Source organism: Actinomyces sp. 594, assembly GCF_019325145.1.
Taxonomy (GTDB): domain Bacteria; phylum Actinomycetota; class Actinomycetes; order Actinomycetales; family Actinomycetaceae; genus Actinomyces.
Genome location: NZ_PIZC01000058.1, coordinates 16,090 through 32,098, shown reverse-complemented (window position 1 = coordinate 32,098; position 16,009 = coordinate 16,090). Strand labels below are relative to the sequence as shown.

Here is a 16,009-nt window from a genome sequence, read left to right as displayed (position 1 = left end):
GACGGTACCTCCGGGCAGCCTGCCCCGGGGCCAGTGCGCAGGTTCCTGGCCCGAGGCGGCATCCTCGTGTGGGTACTCGCCGCTATCATCCTGGCCCTGCTACTCGGCTCCATCCAGATCGGTGGCAGTCACCTGGTACCGGTTCCGGTTGGTCGAATCTTCTCCACCTTCTCCAACCTGTTCAGCCAGTTCCTGTCCTTCTCAATCCCGCTGATCATCATCGGCCTGGTCACGCCCGCCATCGCGGACCTCGGACGTGGCGCCGGCCGCTGGCTCGCCATTACCGCCGCCATCGCCTACAGCTCTACGCTGTTCGCGGGCTTCGTCACCTACCTGGTGTGCGCGGCCACACTTCCCCGCGTCCTGGGTGGTACGACTCTGGCGGACGTGGAGGAGCCCGGCAGTGCCCTGGACACCTACTTCAGCGTGGAGATGCCCGCCCCGGTGGGAGTGATGACGGCCCTACTGCTCAGCTTCGTGCTCGGCATCGGGCTGTCGATGGTGCCGCGCGGGGTCATGCGCAAGGGATTCATCGAGTTCCGTGCCATCATCACCTCCCTGATCGAGCGGATCATCATTCCGCTGCTGCCACTGCATATCTTCGGCATCTTCCTGAACCTCACCTACACCGGTGAGGCCTGGGCGATTATGCGCACCCTGCTGCGGGTCGTCGTGGTCGTGCTGGTCCTGGAGGTGCTCATCCTGGGTGTCCAGTACCTGGTTGCGGGGGCCGTCGGCCGCAAGAACCCCGTGAGGGCGCTGGTGACCATGCTGCCTGCCTACCTCACCGCCCTGGGTACCTCCTCCTCGGCGGCCACCATCCCGGTGACCCTGCGGCAGGCCCGCAAGAACGGCGTGGCCGACGCCGTCGCCTCCTTCACCGTGCCGCTGTGCGCCACCATCCACCTGGCCGGCTCCACCTCAAAGATCTTTGCCTTCGCATTCGCTATTGCCCTGACCCAGGGCATCACGGTTTCCGCCGCGCAGTGGATCGGCTTCATCTTCATGCTCGGCATCACGATGGTCGCCGCTCCAGGAGTTCCCGGCGGAGCCATCATGGCTGCTACCGGCCTGCTGTCCAGCATGCTCGGCTTCGACGACGCCCAGGTGGCGCTCATGATCGCCACCTACATTGCCCTGGACGCCTTCGGCACCGCCACCAATGTCACCGGTGACGGCGCTATCGCCATCGTTGTGGACCGGCTTGCCCACGGCCGCATAGGGCCCGAGGGGGAGCCGGAGAACACCCGCGAGCTGGCCTTCGACGGCATGAAGTACCTGGACCGGGTCAGCGTGGAGGGCGTGGTCAGCGCCGAGGAGCTGGAGGCCTCCGCCGCCGCCGCGGGCCCCAACGCCGTCAGCCGCTGACGTGCGGCCATGCCCTGCCGAGCAGGTGGGCTGTGCCGCGAAGACAGTAGCCTGCCCGCACACCGCGCCCTCTGATGATGTCGGTGCCCGCAGCCTCGTGCCAAGCCGTGGGGCTGCGGGCGGGGGCGAGCAGCCGGGTCCGTGAGCGCCTAGATGTGCAGAACCAGGCGCAAGGCGCTGAGGGCCGCGCCATCGTGCTAATCCCGCGGTGTAGCCCAGATCTCCTCACACGCCCGGGCCGCTCCGGCTATCGTCCCAGCCGCTCGACCTGGTCACGGCATAGGCTTGGTGTACCGGCCCTCAGGGGCCCCAACTGACTGTCTCTTGTCTCGAAGGAGTCCTTCATGGCCAACGCCCCCGTCAACATCACTGTCACCGGCGCTGCCGGCAACATCGGCTACGCGCTGCTTTTCCGTATCGCCTCCGGTGCCCTGCTCGGCCCCGACCAGCGCGTCAACCTGCGCCTGCTCGAGATCCCGCAGGCCGTCAAGGCCGCCGAGGGCACTGCCATGGAGCTGTTCGACTCGGCCTTCTCCACCCTCGGCTCCGTTGATATCTTCGACGACCCCAAGCAGGCCTTCGAGGGCGCCAACATTGCCTTCCTGGTCGGCTCCATGCCCCGCAAGGCCGGCATGGAGCGCTCCGACCTGCTGTCCGCCAACGGCGGCATCTTCGGTCCCCAGGGGGAGGCGCTGGGCGCCGGCGCCGCCGACGACATCAAGGTCCTCGTGGTTGGCAACCCCGCCAACACCAATGCGCTCATCGCAGCCTCCCACGCCGGCGACATCCCGGCCTCCCGCTTCACCGCCATGACCCGCCTGGACCACAACCGGGCCCTGGCCCAGCTGGCCGCCAAGGCCGGCTGCCACGTCTCCGACATCGACAAGGTCACCATCTGGGGCAACCACTCCACCACCCAGTACCCCGACCTGACCCACGCCACGATCAAGGGCGAGCCGGTCACCGACATCCTGGCCGACCGCGCCTGGGTCGAGGACGACTTCATCCCCACCGTCGCCAAGCGCGGTGCCGCCATCATCGAGGCCCGCGGCGCCTCCTCCGCCGCCTCAGCGGCCTCCGCCGCCATCGACCACGTCCGTGACTGGTGCCTGGGCACCACCTCCGCATGGACCTCCGCCGCGGTCATGTCCGACGGCTCCTACGGCGTACCCGAGGGTGTCATCTCCTCCTTCCCCTGCACCGCCGAGAACGGTGAGTGGAAGATCGTCCAGGGCCTGGAGATCGACGACTTCTCCCGCGCCAAGATCGACGCCTCCGCCGCGGAGCTCGTCGAGGAGAAGAACGCCGTCGCCGGCATGGGCCTGATCTGAGATCTGCCAACCGTAGTGATGGGCCCCGCCTCCACACTGGAGGCGGGGCCCATGCCGTTCGGGTTACCGGGATGCAAGCAACCAAAGGCTTCGTGAGCGAGCTATTCGTTTTATACTCCTTATGCTTAATGCGCCCGGGTCTGGGCTGACGACGTGGTCAGCCAGGCGGTGACTCCGCCCCGACCCTCCCATAGAAACAGCGTCGTTTCGAGGAGAACACCATGCGTAATCCCGTTCTGTCCCGGCGGCAGGCTCTGGTGGGCCTGTCCACCACCGCCGTCCTGGCCACGCTTGCCGCCTGTGGTACCACCGGCACCGAGGAGTCCGGTGCCGGATCCGGATCCCGCTCCGACTCGGTGGTCGTCGGTGAGGGTGATGACAGCCAGGTCGACGTAGTCACCTGGTGGTCGGCAGGATCCGAGAAGGAGGGACTGGCCGCCCTCGTGAAGGTGTTCGAGGAACAGTTCCCGCAAACCAAGTTTGAGAACAAGGCCGTGTCCGGCGGTGGTGGTTCCCAGGCCAAGCAGAAGCTCGCCGCGGACTTGGCCGCCGGCAACCCGCCCGACACCTACCAGGCCCACGCCGGCGCCGAGATCCAGGCGGACATCGAGGCCGGCTACCTGCTGGACATCTCCTCCCTGTACGACGAGTTCGGTCTCAACGACGCCTTCCCCGAGACCCTCATAGACCGGCTGAGGGACTCCGAGGGCGCCATCTACTCCATCCCCTCAAACGTGCACCGCAATAACGTGGTGTGGGCCTCCATCGAGGTGCTGAAGGCCTCGGGACTGGACTCGGACAGCCCGGCAACGGACATCGAAGGTTGGATCGCGGACATGGAGAGGGTTAAGGCGGCCGGTTACACCCCCATCACCATGGGCATGGCCTGGACCCAGCTCGGACTGCTGGAGTCCGTGCTCATCGCCGACCTCGGTGCCGACTCCTACTCAGGGCTGTTCGACGGGAGTACCGACTGGGCGGGCGATGAGGTGGCGGCCGCGCTCAAGCACTACGAGACCATCGTGGGCTTCACCGATAAGTCCCTGTACACCGAGGACTGGGAGCCGGCCATGCGGCCGATCTTCGAGAACCAGGCCGCCTTCAACGTCATGGGCGACTGGGCGGTGGCCGGCTTCGACACCGCGGGCCTGACCGCGGGTACCGACTACACCTACTTCCCGGTGCCCGGCACCGACGGCGTGTTCGACTTCCTCGCCGATGCCTTCGCCCTCACCGATGGCGGCCCGCACCCGGGTGGCGGCAAGAACTGGCTGCAGTGCATCTCCACCAAGGAGGGGCAGATCGCCTTTAACACCGTTAAGGGCTCCATCCCCTCCCGCTCAGACCTGACCGAGGAAGAGAAGGCGCAGTTCTCCGAGTACCAGCGCTCCGCGATGGACTCCTTCAGCCAGGACACGATCGTCTCCTCCATCGCCCACGGCGCCGCCCTGCCGACCAAGGCGTCGGACGCGATGAATGATGCCCTGACCAAGTTCGCCCAGGGCGCCTCAGACGTCGCCACCCTGCAGTCCGAGCTTGCCGCGGCATACGCCTCGGTGGCCTGACCCGCGTGCTCGGGGCGGCGCGACTACTTGCCCCGCCCCGAGCACAGCGCCACTGTCAATCGCACTGGCAAATGCACTGCCAAATGCCGGTGGCGAACGCCACTGGATATTGTCTCACCCCACGCAGCGCGGGTGCGGGGAGACGAGTGCTGCCGCCCCGGCCGAGGCGACGCCAGCCGACAAACTTCAAGGAGCATCGTGAGCACTAGAACGACGTCGCGTCCCCGGCGGAGGAAGGCGAACTGGCGGAAGTGGGGGCCGGGGCTGCTGCTGATCTCGCCGTCCCTGGTCCTCGTTGGCATATTCGTGTACGGCATGATCGGCGTGAACATCAACACCTCCCTGCTGGACACTCACACTGCGGCGCAGGTGTCGGGCAGGCGGTCCTCGCACGTCGTCGGCCTGGAGAACTTCGTCAACCTGTTCAAGAATCCGAACTTCCAGCACTCCTTCCTCAACCTGATTCTGTTCACCGTGGCCTTCCTGGCCGGAACCCTGGTCCTCGGCTTCCTGTGGGCGTGGCTGCTGGACAAGCCGATCAAGGGTGAGGGGCTGTTCCGGGCGGTGTTCCTGTTCCCCATGGCCGTGTCCTTCGTGGCCTCCGGCGTGGTGTGGCGGTGGCTGCTGAATTCCGCCCAGGGGGCACAGGCCTCCGGCCTCAACCGCCTGTTCGAAATGACGGGCCTGCGGTTCTTGGAGAACAGCTGGACGCAGCACACTACCTTCGGCATTCTCGCCATCGCCATCCCCGCGGTCTGGCAGCTGGCCGGTTATGTGATGGCCCTGTTCCTCGCAGGCTTCCGGGGAATCAACGAGGACCTGCGCGAGGCGGCGCGCGTGGACGGCGCCAACGAGTGGCAGCTGTACAAGTCGATCATCTTTCCCCAGCTGACACCTATCGCCCTGAGCGCCGTCATCATCATCGGACACATGTCGCTGAAGTCATTCGACCTGATCATGTCCATCACGGACCAGCGCACCTACTCCACGAAGGTGCCCGCCATTGACATGTTCAACTTCATGACCGACAACGACTACTCCAACGCCGCGGCAGTCGGCACGATCCTCCTCGTCATCGTCGCCATCGCCGTCATCCCGTACCTCATCCACGACGCGAAGGGCAGGTCCTGACATGGCCGTCGACGCCGCCGCTCTGACCGCCAAGCGGACCGTTACCCGGACCAGGGGTGTCGCCTGGGGACAGGTGCTCCGTTACGTCCTGCTGCTGGCCTCGCTCGTCTTTGTGCTCATCCCCGTCTACGTCCTGTTCGTCACCTCCTTCAAGAACGGGGCGGAGGCCTCTCCGGCTACCACCTGGTACCTGCCGGACAGCTGGGACACCACCAACTGGACCAATGCGTGGAACGAGCTCAAGGGCGGCCTGGTCCGCTCCCTGATGCTGGTTATCCCTTCCTCCCTCATCTCTGCGATGCTGGGATCCGCCAACGGCTTCGTGCTGTCCAAGTGGCGCTTCCCCGGGGCGAACGTGGTGTTCACCCTGATCCTGTTCGGCATGTTCATCCCCTACCAGGCGGTAATGATTCCGCTGATGCGCATGGTCACCGGGGTTGGGCTGGGATTCGGCATCCCGACGCTGATCCTCATGCACGTGGTCTACGGCATTCCGATCTGCACGCTGATCTTCCGCAACTACTACGAGTCGATTCCCGACGAGCTGATCGAGGCCGCCGAGGTCGACGGCGCCGGGATGCTGCGCACCTACTTCTCCGTGGTGCTGCCCATCTCGATCCCCAGCTTCGTGGTGGTCATCATTTGGCAGTTCACCAGCGCCTGGAACGACTTCCTGTTCGCCCTGTTCTTCGGCGGCGGGGCACAGTCGGGTCCGGTGACGCTGGCACTGAACAACTTGGCGCACGGTTCGATCATGGCCGACTACGGCGCCTCGATGTCCGGCGCGCTGATCGCCTCCGTCCCGACGCTGCTGGTGTACATCTTCCTGGGCAAGTACTTCGTTGGCGGCCTGATGGCCGGCTCCGTGAAGGGGTGACACGTTAAGCGCCCCGGCCCGCCCCACCCCGGCTTGCCCCGCCCCACCCCGCACCCTCGCCGAGGTCGGTAGACGTTACGTGCCGAGGTCGGTCGAATTGGCGAGCGCGCTACAGTCATCCACATGGCACATCGAGGCTCCCGCAGCTCCAAGCGTCCCTACGCGGCGGGCCACAGGCCCCTGGACATGGACCGCCTGGCCTCCGTGCCGCGTACCCAGGTCGGCCCCGGAGGAGCGGAGTTCACGGTGCGGCGCGTTCGTGGCGGGAACAAGGATTATCTCTGCCCCGGCTGCAACCGGACGATCCCAGCCGGCACCCCGCATGTAGTGGCATGGAGCAACGAATCGTTGTTTGGCCCGGAGCGCGGCTTGGAGGAGCGGCGTCACTGGCATACCTCGTGCTGGGAGCGGCGCCTGTGGTGAGAAGAGCTTTCCAATCCCGGAGCAGCCGCACGAACCGGTTAGGCCAGTGGTTCGGGAGAGCGCTTCTCCCAGCCTGGTAATAGCCGATCCAGAGCGGTGCGCAACGGCACGATATCGCCGTCGCGACCGCCCTCACCAATGGTCATGGGGACCGGTTCCTCCGCTGGGTCTACGCCGAACAGATGATCGCGCAGTCCCAGTGCCCGGGTCAGGATGTAGAAGCGCCCAGAGGTATCGATACCCACCGACTGATCCTGACGCAGGTACCAGCCGGTCAGCGAGGTGCGCGCCGATCCGCCCCCGTATCCCTTGACCCGCAGCGGCTGCGCTGCCAGGCCCTCGGCCTTGGCGACGGCGAGGAACAGGGAGACGATCCGTGCGGCTCGCTGATGCTCGGCATTCTGCCTCGCCGCGAGCATCCGGGCGCGCTCGGCCGCGGCCTCCCGACGGCGTTGCGCCCAGTCTCCGGGCTCGGAATCACGCGGGGTGGCAGGTGACCGCTGTGCTTGCGGGGCGTCGGCGGAGTCGGCTCGAGCGGGGGAGGGATCGGCGTCCTTGCTGTCCATAGCACCAGACTACGACGATGTGCCATGGTGTCTGTGGCGCGCTTGTCGCACACTAGAGCTATGCAGTCACCAAGCCCACCTCAGCAGCGCCCTCCAGAGTCTTTTGCAGCGCAGCCCCGGGACGGGCGCACCGCGCGGCTTCACATCAACCTTGATCCGACCTCCACCGAGCCGGTGTTCTCGCAGATATGTGCGGCGGTGAAGGCTGATATCGCGGACGGTCGACTACCTGCAGGCAGTCGCCTGCCCCCTACACGTGCTCTCGCGGCCCAGCTGAGCATCGCCATAAACACGGTGGCGAAGGCATACCGTGAGCTCGAGGCGCAGGGCTATATAGAGGGCCGCGGGCGCCGCGGTACCTTCGTGCGCGACCCGTCGGGGGCTGCCGGGGATCGCGAAGTCATGCGCTTCGTTACCACCATGCGCTCCTTGGGAGTGCCGCTGGAGGACGCGCTGGAACAGGTGCGCCGCGCCTGGCCCTGACCGGCGGCCCGCCCGGCCCGGTGGCTTACGCTGCAGAGCCGCCCCGCGCATTCACCGGGTGCGGGCCGTGGACCGCGGGTGCTCGCCCGGATCACCCTCAGCCTGCAGATCCGCAGTATCCTCAGCCTCGTCCGCCTCGACGTCGGCTGCGGCCTCTGCATCGGATTCTTGCGCCGGAGCGCCGTCGGCCTCGGCTCCCAGCGCCTCGGTGATCACATCCGAGAAGACCGGAACCGGAGGCACCGCGTTGCCGAGGACGCCTCGCATCTCCTCCAGGTAGCCGGCAACGGAGTCCCGCTGGCGCTCCAGCTCCTCCACATCCCGCGCTGCCGCGGACTTCTCGGCGTCGGCGTCGGCCCGGGCGTCCTCGATCAGCTGCTTGGCCTGCTCGCGGGCCTGCTGCACAATCTCCTCCGCCTGCCGGGTCGACTCCTCAAGGCGAGCCTGGGCGGACTCATCGGTCTCGGCGCGCACGGCCTCGGCCCGCTTGAGTGCTTCTTCCAGTCGAGCCTCGGCATCGGCCGCCTGCGCCTGTGCCTGCTCATGCATCTGTGCGATACGGCTGCGCGTGGCCTCGTGCGCGGCCGCATCCTCCTGGGCGGCGGCCTCGTGCGCGGCCGCAACTTCCAAAGTGGCCTGCTGACGCAGCTCTGCGGCCTGCGCGCGAGCGGCCTCTGCATCAGCCTGGGCCGAACGGCGCAGCTCATCGGACTCGCGGCGTGCCGAGCTCAGCAGCTCCTCCGCCTCGGCGCGGGCCTTCTCAACGGTGAGCCGGGCCTCCTCCCTTGCTGCGTTAAGTGCCGACTCCGTCTGCTCGGAAGTGGAGCGCCGCAGCTCCTCGGCCTCCTGCGTCGCGGAATCACGCCGCTCGGTGGCCTCACGCTCGGAGGTCACGGCCAGCTGCGCCGCAGCCTTCTGCGCCTGGGCACGTACGACCTGGGCCTCACGCTCCGCAGTGGCACGGAGCTCGGTGGCGGCGGACTCGGCGTCAGCGGAAATCTGGGCTGCCCGGCGCTCAGCCGTGCCGACAAGCTCGTCCGCCCGGGCCTGGGCGTTAGCCAGCGTGGTGTCCGCCTCGCTCTTGCTGCGGGCGCGCAGCTCAGCGGCGTCGCGACGGGCGTCGGACAGGAGAGAGGCCGCTTCGGAAGAGCTGCGCTCGGACAGGTTCGCCGCATTGGCGCGCGTGCGGGTCAGCAGCGCATTCGCCTCCGCGTTCGCCTTGGACAGGACGGAGGCACTCTGCTCCTCGGCGCTGCGCAGCAATTGCTCGATACGTGACCCCAGCCCCGCATAGGTCGGTTTGTCGGACTCACGCAAGCGCCGCTGGGCCTCCGCGAGCTCACCGGCCAGGGTCATCGCCCGCTGGTCGAGGCTGGCGACCTCGCGGCGGGCATCCCGCAGCTGGCGATTGAGTGCCTCCAGCCGCTGGTCGACCTGCGCACGATCGTATCCACGCATGGTGATGGCGAACTCTTCGGTGTCCTCGGCCACGTCAACTCTCCTCCTGGGCCGGGTTGGGACGGCCCCACCAACACAGCGTAGCCCCTGCACAATCCGCGCGGAATCGGTAAATACTGCGGTTGTCCGGGGAGCCTCGCGGCCACCGCCGTAAATCCACGGATTCGACTTGTCAGTAGGCTCGGCGGTGCCGCGATGACCGCGACGACTCGGCGCGTCCCGGCCCTGTGATCAGCGCGGAGCCGGACTTTGACCTAGGCTTCAGCTTATGGCGCAGCAGCCTGTGATCTTCGCCGGTAGCGGTGCGAGCCGGCGGCGCTCATGGGATTCTGGCGCACGGCCGCGTCCTTCGCCGTTACCGCGGCGTCGATGCGAGTCGTGCACGCCTGCCCGTCGGCTAGGCGGGTCCATGTCCACGAGTCCGAGGAGAAGCGCGTCGTGAATCGACGGATCCTGAGCGTGATCATTGCCGTTCTCGGCCTGGTCGCCATTGCCCTGGCAGTCTGCTCCGCCACCGTGTGGCGCCCCAGCTCGACTGCACAGGCGAGCCTCGCCCAGAACCCCGACCAGCACTACGTCGTCACCGAGCCGGGCGTACTGAGCCTCGTCGAGTCCGACGTGAAGGTCACCGCCACCGCCGCATCAGCCGATCAGCAGGTCTTCATCGCGGTCGGGCATGCGCAGGATGTCGACGCCTGGCTTGCCGCGGACCCCTTCATCTCCGTGACCGGCCTGCTGGACTGGAACACGCTCGCCTCCGAGGCGGTAACTACACGCTGTCCCGAAGACGCGGCGGTCCCCACATCCGCGGCCTCCGCGTCCGCCGAGGACGCGACCGCCGCGGCTACCGCCGCGGAGTCCGGGGCGACGGAGGGATCCGAGGGATGCACCGACCTGGAGAACAGCGATGCCGATCCCGCTGACTCGGACCTGTGGATCACCTCCAAGACGGGCACCGGCTCGGCCACGCTCGAGCTGGACACCTCCGGATCCGATCTGGTGGTGCTGGTAGCCACCGACGGCGCCTCCAACGCCCCTCAGCTGTCGCTGTCCTGGCCGCGGCACGTGTCCACTCCCTGGCTCATCCCCGGCCTGGTGCTGGGCGGCATGCTGCTGCTGGTGGGCGTCTTCCTGTTCCTGATCGACATCCAGATGCGGCACGCGGACGAGCAGCGACGCGCCCGTGCCGCACAGCGAGCCGCACGCATGGCGCAGGCGGATTCGGTGGCTACTGTGGGCATCCCGCAGATCGGTGATCCGGACCGACCACTGACCCGCCGCGAGCAGCGAGACAAGGAACGTGCCGAGCAAGCCGGTGAGGAGTGGGTAGACCCGCGCACCGGGGCCGTTTACCTCGGCGGGGTGGAAGCGCCTTCCGTTCCTCAGGCACCCGCCCCCGAGCCGGAGGACCTCGCGGCGGGGATCGACGCCGTCGGGGCCTCCGGTGCGGCCCGTGGCAGCGCCGTCGTCCCGGGGCTCGATGCCGAGGCCACCGCCGCTTACAGAGCCGGCCGTGAGCTCGCCGACGACGTTCCGCTGGCACTGGCTACGGCGGAGGGGACGACCGACGCGGACGCCCCTGCGCAGTCGGCCGGAGACGTCGCCGCAGACGGCCCCGACGCTGCCCAAACGGCCGAGCTCGACGTGCTGGAGCCGGACGCACTGGCCGAGTACGAGAACACCGCGGAGGCTGAGCAGGCGGATGCGGACAGCCAGTCCGCGCAAGCCCCCTCCGGTGCCGAGGCAGGCGGCGAGGACCCCGCCGAAGACGACCGCGCCGACGACGGTGAAGACGGTACTGCCGATCCCCGCAATGAACAGTCCGACGAGGAGCACCACGCATGATCACCAGCCGCCGCGCCTTCATTACCTCTGCGACAACCGCAGTGACAGCCGTTGCACTTGCCGCGTGCTCGCAGGACGTGCCTAAGAACGCTGCCGACGCCTTCAGTCCGACGCCGCAGCCGGTGCTCGACTCCGAGCGGCTGACCACCATCCTCAAGCGCATTCAGACAGGGATGGACGCAGCGGACGCGGACAAGAATGCGGAGGCCCTGAAGGGATACCTAACCGGTCCCGCGGCCCGCATCCGCGGCGAGGAGTACAAGCTCGCAGCGGCCGCCTCGGACGACTCAGTGGTACACACCTTCACCACCGACAGCCAGGCGGGGACGGTGGCGCTGGCCACCGATTTCCCCCGCACGGTGCTGACCATCACCGATTTCGCCGAGGATGAGCAGGGTTACCTCCTTGCCCTCACGCAGGACTCAGCCAGGGAGAACTATCAGCTGTGGGGCTGGACCCAGCTCTTTGCGGGCGTCGAGATCCCCTCCACCTACGCCCCGGCCGTAGGCACCGAGCAGGTTGCGGCAGACGATTCCACCGGCCTGAAGGCCAGCCCGCAGGAGGTTCTGGACGCCTACGTAGATGCTCTCAACAACCCTGACGGCGACAATGGCAAGCTGTTCGCCGACGACATCCTGCGCCAGCGCATCGCCGCGGAACGCAGTGCCGACCTCTCAGAGGTAGGCGAGGTCAGTGTCAGCGCCAAGGTGGGCACCGACGGGTTCAAGAGCCTGCGCACGGCCGATGGCGGCGTCATCACCATGACTACCCTGAGCTTCGCAACGGAGTACAAGAAGACCGTCGCTGGGGCGAACCTCGCGCTTGACGGCAACGTGGGGGCGCTGATGGGCGAGGACCGGGAGGTCGTTGGTGCCGCCACAGCGAATTACGACGTCATGATCGCCTTCCTCATCCCCGCCGCCGATGCCGAGGCCAATGCCTCCGCCCTGGGAATGGACCTGGTACTCGCCTCGGTCTCGCGCGACGACTCCCAGGCGCCCGCAGAGGACGCCGAAGCCACCGACTGACGCCCGGGGCGAACGGGCACCGATCCGCACTTCGGGTGGGACTACGCTCCCAGGCGTAACGGAACAAGCTGTACTGACAGACTGCGGGCCCTGCCCGAGAAAGGCACACCATGAGCATGTTCGGTGCCGTCGACCTGTCCGCCCTGGCCCCCAAGCAAGGGGCCTCACCGACTACGGCGCCGGTCAGTGGCGCACAGGGCGGTGCCGTCCTCGACTCAGGCGGCGCGGGAGACCTGGTCGTGGACGTGGACGCATCCAATCTGCGTGACATCGTCGAGGGCTCAGCGCGTGTCCCGGTAGTCGTAGTGCTGCACACGCCCCGTTCACAGGCCTCAACCGACCTGGCGGCGCTGCTGGAGCGACTGGCCGGAGAGTATGCGGGCCGTTTCCAACTGGCCCGCGTGGACGTGGACGCCGCGCCTGAAGTGGCGCAGGCGCTGCAGGCCACGGCCGTGCCCACGGTAATAGCGCTGATCGCCGGCCAGCCGGTGCCAATGTTCCAGGGCAGTGTCCCCGAGGAGCAGTTGCGCGCCGTACTCGACCAGCTGCTGGAGGTGGCCGCACGCAACGGCGTCGATGGCCAGGTCGCCGTCGATGCCTCGGCGCAGGCCGCCGTGCCCACCGAGCCGGAGGAGACGGAGGTGGAGCGAGAGGCCCGCGAGGCCATCGAGCGCGGCGACTGGGCTGCGGCAGAGGCGGTCTACGATCACGCAATCGCCAATGCGCCCGCCGACGACGAGCTGAAGGCGGCTCGTAACCAGGTCCGCATGCTCGCCCGTATGGACGGCCAGGACCCAGCCGAGCTGCTGGCGGCGGCAGATGCCCCCGGCGCGGGCCTGGACGCCCAGCTCGCCGGCGCGGATGCCGCTCTCGCTCTGGGAGATGTCAACGCCTGCCTGGGGCGGGCGCTGGAAGCCGTGCGCAGTCACAGCGGCGAGGACCGTGAGCAGGCCCGAGTGCGCCTGCTGGAGCTGTTCGAGGTCATCGGGACCACCGCCCCCGAGGTCGCCCGGGCCCGCCGCCAGCTCGCCACCATCCTGTACTGAGGTCGCCGCGACCCGCACGCTCATGATGTCATGCGGCTGACTGACTGCGTAAGTGGTGCCCGCATCGGTCAGGTGCCGTGGGCGCGGATCGTGACGCAGGCAACGCGCAGACAGACGACGGCGCCCGCCCCATAGCAGGGGGCGGGCGCCGTCACGCTAGTCCGGAGTCCGAGTCGGTGGCCGTCAGGCGATCGGCTGCGGCTCGATACCCCACACCTCGGCGTAGTCGCTGATGGTGCGGTCGGAGGAGAAGCGGCCGGAGCGGGTGATGTTCACCCAGGCCTTGCGCTGCCAGGCACGCTGATCGGCGTAGTCGGCGGCCATGGCGTCCTTGGCCTCGCGGTAGGCGGCGAAGTCGCCCAGCACGTAGTAGACGTCCGCGTCGGCACCCTCCAGCAGGCTGCGGCGCAGGTCCGCGAACCAGCCGGAGCCGTTGTCATCCAGCGTGCCGTCGGTGAAGGCGTCCAGCACCCGCTTGAGCCCGGGGACGGACTCGTAGGTAGCGTGCGGGTTGTAGGAGGCGCGCAGGGCGGGCAGCTCGTCCTCGGTAGCTCCGAAGATGTATGCGTTGTCATCCCCAACGGCGTCGAGGATCTCCACGTTGGCGCCGTCGAGCGTACCCAGGGTCAGGGCTCCGTTCATCATGAACTTCATGTTGGAGGTCCCGGAGGCCTCCTTGCCGGCCATGGAGATCTGCTCGGAGACATCCGCGGCCGGGATGATGTGCTCAGCGGGGGAGACGTTGTAGTTGTGGATGAAGACCACCTTCAGGGTCTGGGAGACCACCGGGTCGTTGTTGACCAGGTCCGCGATCGCGTTGATCAGCTTGATGATGGCCTTGGCGCGGATGTATCCCGGAGCCGCCTTGGCGCCGAAGATGAACACGCGCGGCGGCACCTGCAGCGACGGGTCCTCCTTCATACGGAAGTACAGGTCCAGGATGTAGATGGCGTTCAGGAGCTGGCGCTTGTACTCGTGCAGGCGCTTGATCTGCACGTCAAAGATCGCGTCCGGGTCGATCTCGATCCCCTCGCGCTCGGCCACCCAGGCGGCGAAGTCCACCTTGTTGGCGTGCTTGATCTCGGCGAGCCGGTCCAGCAGCGCGTCGTCGACGGCGTCGGTGTGCGCACCGAGCAGGGACAGGTCCTTGACCCAGGCATCCGAACCGGTCGCCTCATCCAGCAGCGCGGACAGCCGGGGGTTGCACTGGCGCAGCCAACGGCGCGGGGTCACGCCGTTAGTCTTGTTGTTGAAGCGCTCGGGCCAGATGTCGTGCCACTCCTTGAGAGTGTCGCGCTTGATGATCTCGGTGTGCAGCGCGGCCACGCCGTTGATGGAGTAGGAGGCGTAGCAGGCGATCCACGCCATGCGCACCTTGTCGCCGGACAGCGGAGCCATGTAGTCGATCCGCATCTGGTCCAGACCGCGCTCGGCCATGTCCTGGCGGAAGCGGCGGTCGATCTCGCGGACAATCTCGGCGATGCGGGGGAACAGGCGGTCGAAGATGGACATCTCCCAGGTCTCCAGGGCCTCGGCCAGCACCGTGTGGTTGGTGTAGGCGAAGGTCTTGGTGACGATCTTCCAGGCCTGGTCCCAGCCCAAGTGGTGCTCGTCCATGAGCAGGCGCATGAGCTCGGGAATAGCCAGCACCGGGTGGGTGTCGTTGAGCTGGACGGAGTTGAAGTCCGCGAAGCCGCTCAGGTCCTCACCATGGTGGGTGACGTAGTTGTCGACGATCTCCTGCAGGGAGGCGGAGCAGAAGAAGTACTGCTGGCGCACCCGCAGCACCTTGCCCTCGTAGGTGGTGTCATTGGGGTAGAGCACGCGGGAGATGTCGGCGGTGCGCTCGCGCTCAACGATGGCGTCGGTGAAGCGCTGGGAGTTGAAGGCGTCGTAGTCGAACTCCTCCATGGGCTCAGCCCGCCACAGCCGCAGCGTGACCACGTTCTTGGTGCCGTAGCCGGTGATCGGCATGTCGTAGGGGACAGCGCGCACGGTCAGGTCGTTGTAGCGGACGATTCGCTGCGCCTCCTCGCGGCGCACCACGAAGGGGTAGCCCTCCTCCATCCACGGATCGGGGTGCTCGGTCTGGAAGCCGTCTTCGAACAGCTGCTTGAACAGCCCGTAGCGGTACAGGATGCCGTAGCCGGCCACCGGCAGGTCCAGGGTGGCGCAGGAATCCAGGAAACACGCGGCCAGGCGGCCGAGCCCACCGTTGCCCAGAGCGGCGTCGGGTTCCTGCTCGAGGATGTCGGTCAGGTTCTGGCCGAAGGCGTTGACGGCCTGGGTGGCCTCCTCAACCAGCCCGAGGTTGGTCAGGTTGTTCAGCAGGGCGCGTCCCTCAAGGAACTCGGCGGAGAAGTAGTGCTCCATCCGGCCAGCGCGGTACTTCTGCTCGGTGGCGTACCAGTCGTCTGCGATGGCGTCGACGACGGCGGCGGAAAGTCCCTGCCACACCTCCATCTGCGTGGAGGCGCCGGCGGGGCGACCGGAGGCGGACCTGACCTGGGAGGGCACGGTCTGGACCAGGTTCTGCGTCATTCTTCTTCCCTTGTCAGACTACGGAGACCGCCGTTGCAAGAAGCACCTGCAACGGCTGAAAGAGTGTACATTGCGTTGGTTCGCTATTGGGGCGGGGACCGCACGCATGCATGCACCGGGACCATACCCGTCTCTACAAGGTCACGCGCCAGCTTTCTTGCTCACAACGGTGTGGGACTTAACGGCGACGTAGTCGAAAAGGCCCTTGATCCGCATGAAACAGGGCCTAAGGTCCATGCCTTGCTGGAGTGTGAGACGCGCCGGGCCATCCGGCCGGATGACCGAATGCGATGTCCTCCAGGCGCGATTGCTCGTCTCGGGACTGGAGCTGCCCGAGGACCTGGGAC

Annotated in this window: 13 protein-coding genes; 10 read left to right on the top strand and 3 right to left on the bottom strand. The window is 67.3% G+C overall.

Features of this window, described 5'->3' with window-relative positions; genetic code table 11:
* The first annotated feature begins 33 nt into the window (after nt 1-33).
* From GZ998_RS10050 to GZ998_RS13190, 6 genes are all read left to right on the top strand, one after another.
* Complete coding sequence (locus tag GZ998_RS10050) at nt 34-1,368, top strand: dicarboxylate/amino acid:cation symporter (RefSeq protein WP_162679472.1); 1,335 nt, start codon at nt 34-36, stop codon at nt 1,366-1,368.
* Nucleotides 1,369-1,712: 344 nt separating this feature from the next.
* Nucleotides 1,713-2,699, top strand: coding sequence for a malate dehydrogenase (locus tag GZ998_RS10045; protein ID WP_219109756.1), 987 nt, complete (start codon nt 1,713-1,715; stop codon nt 2,697-2,699).
* Nucleotides 2,700-2,920: 221 nt separating this feature from the next.
* Entirely contained in the window at nt 2,921-4,264 is a 1,344-nt protein-coding gene (locus GZ998_RS10040; protein WP_219109755.1) for an ABC transporter substrate-binding protein, read from the top strand.
* Nucleotides 4,265-4,462: 198 nt separating this feature from the next.
* A complete protein-coding gene (locus GZ998_RS10035; protein WP_162679444.1) occupies nt 4,463-5,395 on the top strand; it encodes a carbohydrate ABC transporter permease in 933 nt (310 codons plus the stop codon).
* 1 nt (nt 5,396) lies between these two features.
* On the top strand, nt 5,397-6,272 hold the full coding sequence (locus GZ998_RS10030; RefSeq protein ID WP_219109754.1) for a carbohydrate ABC transporter permease: 876 nt from the start codon (nt 5,397-5,399) through the stop codon (nt 6,270-6,272).
* A gap of 186 nt (nt 6,273-6,458) precedes the next feature.
* Nucleotides 6,459-6,695, top strand: a complete 237-nt coding sequence (locus GZ998_RS13190; protein WP_161925296.1) for a hypothetical protein — start codon at nt 6,459-6,461, stop codon at nt 6,693-6,695.
* A 38-nt stretch (nt 6,696-6,733) separates the two neighbouring features.
* Here the strand turns inward: GZ998_RS13190 and GZ998_RS10025 are convergent, their stop codons facing one another.
* Entirely contained in the window at nt 6,734-7,261 is a 528-nt protein-coding gene (locus GZ998_RS10025; protein WP_219109753.1) for a hypothetical protein, read from the bottom strand.
* A gap of 24 nt (nt 7,262-7,285) precedes the next feature.
* Here GZ998_RS10025 and GZ998_RS10020 point away from each other — a divergent pair, with 24 nt between their 5' ends.
* Nucleotides 7,286-7,744, top strand: coding sequence for a GntR family transcriptional regulator (locus GZ998_RS10020; RefSeq protein WP_374939201.1), 459 nt, complete (start codon nt 7,286-7,288; stop codon nt 7,742-7,744).
* 51 nt (nt 7,745-7,795) lie between these two features.
* On the opposite strand, the gene GZ998_RS10015 is transcribed toward GZ998_RS10020, so the two are convergent.
* A complete protein-coding gene (locus GZ998_RS10015) occupies nt 7,796-9,235 on the bottom strand; it encodes a hypothetical protein (protein WP_219109752.1) in 1,440 nt (479 codons plus the stop codon).
* 405 nt (nt 9,236-9,640) lie between these two features.
* Here GZ998_RS10015 and GZ998_RS10010 point away from each other — a divergent pair, with 405 nt between their 5' ends.
* From GZ998_RS10010 to GZ998_RS10000, 3 genes are all read left to right on the top strand, one after another.
* Nucleotides 9,641-11,047, top strand: a complete 1,407-nt coding sequence (locus GZ998_RS10010) for a hypothetical protein (protein ID WP_219109751.1) — start codon at nt 9,641-9,643, stop codon at nt 11,045-11,047.
* Nucleotides 11,044-12,075: a hypothetical protein gene (locus GZ998_RS10005; RefSeq protein WP_161923862.1), complete on the top strand. Its 1,032-nt coding sequence runs from the start codon at nt 11,044-11,046 to the stop codon at nt 12,073-12,075. Before GZ998_RS10010 ends, GZ998_RS10005 begins: the two co-directional genes overlap by 4 nt.
* Nucleotides 12,076-12,185: 110 nt before the next feature.
* Nucleotides 12,186-13,121 carry a tetratricopeptide repeat protein gene (locus GZ998_RS10000; protein ID WP_162679450.1) on the top strand — a complete coding sequence of 312 codons (936 nt, stop codon included), beginning with the start codon at nt 12,186-12,188 and terminating at the stop codon, nt 13,119-13,121.
* A 183-nt stretch (nt 13,122-13,304) separates the two neighbouring features.
* On the opposite strand, the gene GZ998_RS09995 is transcribed toward GZ998_RS10000, so the two are convergent.
* Nucleotides 13,305-15,662, bottom strand: a complete 2,358-nt coding sequence (locus GZ998_RS09995; protein ID WP_162679451.1) for a glycogen/starch/alpha-glucan phosphorylase — start codon at nt 15,660-15,662, stop codon at nt 13,305-13,307.
* Between the last annotated feature and the right edge of the window lie 347 nt (nt 15,663-16,009).